Genomic DNA, 446 nt, shown 5'->3' on the forward strand with positions numbered 1-446 from the left:
TTCATAAATAATTTTTTTACAGCACTTTTATGTCCAGGTCCCGGGAGGCCTGCTTTTCCGGATTAGTGCACAGAACTTATAGATCCATCACCCATGAATTTCAGCCAGGAGATCCTACTAGAAGATGAGCGCGTCCTGCTCCGCCCTTTCGAGCCCGGGGACATAGAGCAGCTGCAAACTATTGCACCCGATGAAGAAATCTGGCGCTACATGATCAGCCGCATCAGCAACCGGCAGGAGCTCGAAGCCTGGACACAAGCAGCCCGCAGGGACAGAGAGGTCGGGCAACGCTATACCTTTGTGATTGTGGATAAGGCAACCGGGCAAATAGCAGGAAGCACAGCGTATGGTAACGTTTCAGAAAAAGATAAACGACTCGAAATAGGCTGGACCTGGCTGGCCCGGGACTTCCGGGGCAGCGGGCTGAACAGGCATTGTAAGTTTCT

1 protein-coding gene is annotated in these 446 nt (G+C 52.0%); it reads left to right on the forward strand.

Annotated features, from left to right (window positions below):
* Window positions 1-93: 93 nt before the first annotated feature.
* The coding region (locus tag OB13_RS20115) for a GNAT family N-acetyltransferase (protein ID WP_461491974.1) at window positions 94-446 on the forward strand (353 nt) is incomplete at its 3' end.

This window comes from Pontibacter sp. HJ8 (assembly GCF_054824225.1).